Source organism: Autumnicola aciditolerans, from assembly GCF_041679265.1.
In the GTDB taxonomy this organism is placed as follows: Bacteria; Bacteroidota; Bacteroidia; order Flavobacteriales; family Flavobacteriaceae; genus Autumnicola.
The window spans coordinates 1-3,824 of record NZ_JBGFSM010000042.1; the positions used below are offsets into that span (position 1 = coordinate 1).

Annotated in this window: 2 protein-coding genes; both read left to right on the forward strand. The window is 31.7% G+C overall.

Going from position 1 to position 3,824, the window contains the following annotated elements; genetic code table 11:
- The first annotated feature begins 93 nt into the window (after nt 1-93).
- Nucleotides 94-774, forward strand: a complete 681-nt coding sequence (locus AB8M93_RS18400; protein ID WP_298248410.1) for a hypothetical protein — start codon at nt 94-96, stop codon at nt 772-774.
- Nucleotides 775-2,068: 1,294 nt separating this feature from the next.
- Nucleotides 2,069-3,613: a reverse transcriptase domain-containing protein gene (locus AB8M93_RS18405; protein WP_373060395.1), complete on the forward strand. Its 1,545-nt coding sequence runs from the start codon at nt 2,069-2,071 to the stop codon at nt 3,611-3,613.
- The last annotated feature ends 211 nt before the right edge of the window (nt 3,614-3,824 follow it).

Sequence of the window (3,824 nt, forward strand, 5' to 3'; positions counted from 1 at the left end):
ATCTTGACCAACAGCAAAATACTAAGCCGACAAATCCGTGTCCCCTACTCCGCCAACTGGCGATAACCGAAACCGTTGTGCAGCATTTTAAGCATGAAAAAACTTATATTTATAATATTCATATTTGCCATTTGGAGTTGCGAAAGTCAAAACAAAAATCAGTTTGCAGAACAAATGGAAATTGGGGAAATAACATGGTTTATACCACTAAATCAAGATACGATTATTGAAAGAATCGATCCTGCCCAATTAGATTTAAAAAAGCAACAACTATTTATTGATGTTTCTAAAAACTCTATTTTCAAAAGAAGTATTAAAAATTGGTCGACAACCAGTAATGAAGAGATTCAAGAACAAATTAAACATTTCGAAACACAGAAAAGTTATCCTGAAATAGAGAAGAAATGGATAACCATTCGAAAATATCAAGGTGAATTTTACAATTACGATCCTTGTGATGGAAACGATTTTCGAATGGAGGTAAAAGGAAATGCGTTAATATTTGAAGAACTCGAAAAAACTATTTTTAAAATTGAGAAAGTAAACTTTAGTAAAAATGAATGGATCCTAAAATCTACTTTTTCTCCTGGAATTGATTTGATAATTGAAAAAACCAATATCAACAATCTATATACTTTAAATTTCAAGAGTCCACATGCTGAGAAAAAATACTATATAACTTCTTTCGATAACATTGATAAATTTAATTTGATTGTAAATCACTGTCCAAATGAGAAAGTCAGAGAATTTGATAAATTTCAAGATCCAGAATAAAACGCAGCACAACATCGGTTCATCGCAAATAACGGGTATTGCAGAAAAAGTGTAATTTTAGAAACCAGGAAAGAAAAGAACTAATCCGACAAGTCCGCGTTCCTACTCCCGCAACTTGCGATAACCGTAACCGTTGTACACAAGAACTTATTTAAGGTTTCCGTTTTTTTAACTTGAGATTATGTGCTTACTCATGCTCTAAAATTGTAAAAATAAAGCTTCCACTTTTTAATAAAGTTTTTAAAAGCAGATCCTTAAAATAGATTTTCCGATAAGAAGATTTTGAAAAAATTCCTCCAACGGAAGCGGAAGATTATATTGCACTACGCGGACTATTACTCAGCCGGAAAAAATGTCGTTGATTTTTTTAAAGTTTTTGAGTATAAGTTCCAGTGCACAACATCGGTTAACAGCAAATAACGGGTTGTATGCTAAAAATTGTTATTTTAGAGACCAGGTAAAAATCAACTAGCCGACAAGTTCGTGTCCCAAATCCCGTGACTTGCGTTAACCGTAGCCGTTGTGCACAAAAAATTTTTAAAGTTTTGAGTTTTTAATAGTGAGATTACGTGCTTACTCAGACGCTGGAATAGAAAGATAATTATCGTCAAAAAAAGATTAATACCACGGCAAATCATTCCGGATAAAAAAATATGATTCTCGCTGACTCTGAAAATCACTACGCAGATGCTCACTCCGATTTAAAAATTGATTTTGCTATTTTACCCATTTTGGATAAAATTTTCAGTGCACAACATCGGTTAACAGCAAATAACGGGTTGTATGCTAAAAATTGTTATTTTAGAGACCAAGTAAAAATAAACTAAGCCGACAAGTCCGTGGCCCTAATCCCGTGACTTGCGTTAACCGTAACCGTTGTAGGCAATGCTAGTTTTAATAATTTTTATATATTTGAGATTAGATTTGTGAGTTAGAGGAGAGCTGGAGAATGCGTTTTAAGGAATAGTGCGAAGCAATTTGCGCTAGCTCAACATTAAAAGCTGTTGAGATAAAGGAATTTTACAAATGCAAGGTAAACACGTTAAATCGTGAACCATTGACAGAAATGTCAGCACCAGGAGCATCAACGCTCTAAGAATGACCTTTATAGTTGAAATCTTACACATACACATATTCAGTAATGGATTCGTTAGTTGTAAAGATAACACAATTATTTGCTACCCAACTTGAACCGGAGCGGCACTAAGTGCCGATAGAGCATGCATTCTTCACGATATTTATATTGTAAAAGCAATGCTCCGTGTTGGTCTCCTCAACTCACTTTTTTATACATATGAGCGAAAAGCAAGAAAAGAAAGAAAAGGATTGGTTTAAGGTTAAACGGTATCCACATATCAGTTTACCAATTAATATTGCAGAACGTTATAAGTGGGTAGAAAACTATGTTACCCATCCAGAAAATGTTGCAAAACATGCTTTCTCACCATTTATTCATAGAACATCAAAAGTTCGAAAATTCAGAAAAGAATATTCTCCTGATAACGGCAAACTTATCAAAGAAAAGGATACCAAAAATAGAAAATCTAGTGTCAAAACTAGAGAACTCTACTATGCTAACCATTTAGACTCACTTATTTTTAGCTATTATTCCAAGCTTTTATCTGATGCATATGAAAATAAGCTAAAACTGAATAATCTTGGAGACATTGTAAATGCATATAGATCTGTACCTGTTGATCAAACTATTGAAGATGGACCTAACAAGAGCAATATTGAATTTGCTAATGATGTTTTCAACTACATACGAAATTACGATAAAGATGAATTCTTAGTAATTGCGTTTGACATAAAAAGTTTTTTTGACAACATTGATCATAAAATCCTTAGAGAAGCCTGGACTGATTTAATAAGTCCAAGAGAAGTTTTACCAGACGCACACTTTAATATTTATAAAAACATAACTCGTTATAGTTATGTTGATATCGTTGATATTTTTAAGGAATTTAAGAATAGAATATATGTTCAGAAAAGAGGAAAATCTGGAAAATTATTACCTATTAAAAGAAAATCAGTTTCTAAATTAAAGTTCATGAGAAATCAGGATGCAATCGCATTTTGTAAAAAAGATGAATTTCTAAAAGTAAAAAACAAACTCCTTAAAAATTCTAAGAAAATCAAAGTAAATGGGAAGCTAATAAATCGAAATTTTGGTATTCCACAAGGATCGCCAATAAGTTCAATTTTAGCAAACATATATTTATTCGATTTTGATAAAAAAATTAATAATTATATAGACAAAAAAGGAATCTATAGAAGATATTCTGACGATATGATAGTTGTATGTCCAATCGATGAAAAAGAAAATATCATCGATTTAATGACGAATTCTATAAAGGATTTTAAACTCGAAATTCAAGAAAAAAAAACGCAAGTCTTTCATTTTAAGCATGAGCATGATGGTCTAATTTGTGGACAATCTTTCATTGATGAAATTAATTGGAATAAAAATTTTATTTACTTAGGATTCGAATTCGATGGTAAAAACACTTTGATAAGATCTGCGAGTCTATCTGGATATTATCGAAAAATGAAAAGAAGTGTAAAGAGAGCTAAAAAGCATTCTACAAAACGATTTAATAAGAAAAAAGGTGAAATTTTTAAAAGAAGAATTTTAAAAAAATTCACATATAAAGGTGCTCAAAGAAGAAGGAAATATATAAAGGATCCTGTTACAGATCATTTCACCAAATCAGAGTATTATGACTGGGGTAATTTTTTATCTTATGCTTTCAAAGCCGCCAAATTTATGGACAATAATAAGATAAAAGGACAAGTGAAAAATCATTGGAAAAAAATTGAGAGACTCTTAAAAAAATAATTCGTTTCTAACACTGCCTACAACAACGGTTATCACAAATAACGGGTATTATCGAAAAAGTGTATTTTAGTATCCTAACAAAAAAACAACTAAGCCGACAAGTTCGCGTCCCTACTCCCGCAACTTGTGTTAACCGTATTCCAAGGTTAAATCCAAGCTTTTTCTACTAATTTTTCAGGCAGCAAATTTGTGTAATTCCACATACGGAGTT

Excerpts from the sequence above, each read along its gene's own strand:
- AB8M93_RS18405 (WP_373060395.1), top strand. The coding sequence starts at position 2,069 with ATGAGCGAAAAGCAAGAAAAGAAAGAAAAGGATTGGTTTAAGGTTAAA.
- AB8M93_RS18400 (WP_298248410.1), top strand. The coding sequence starts at position 94 with ATGAAAAAACTTATATTTATAATATTCATATTTGCCATTTGGAGTTGC.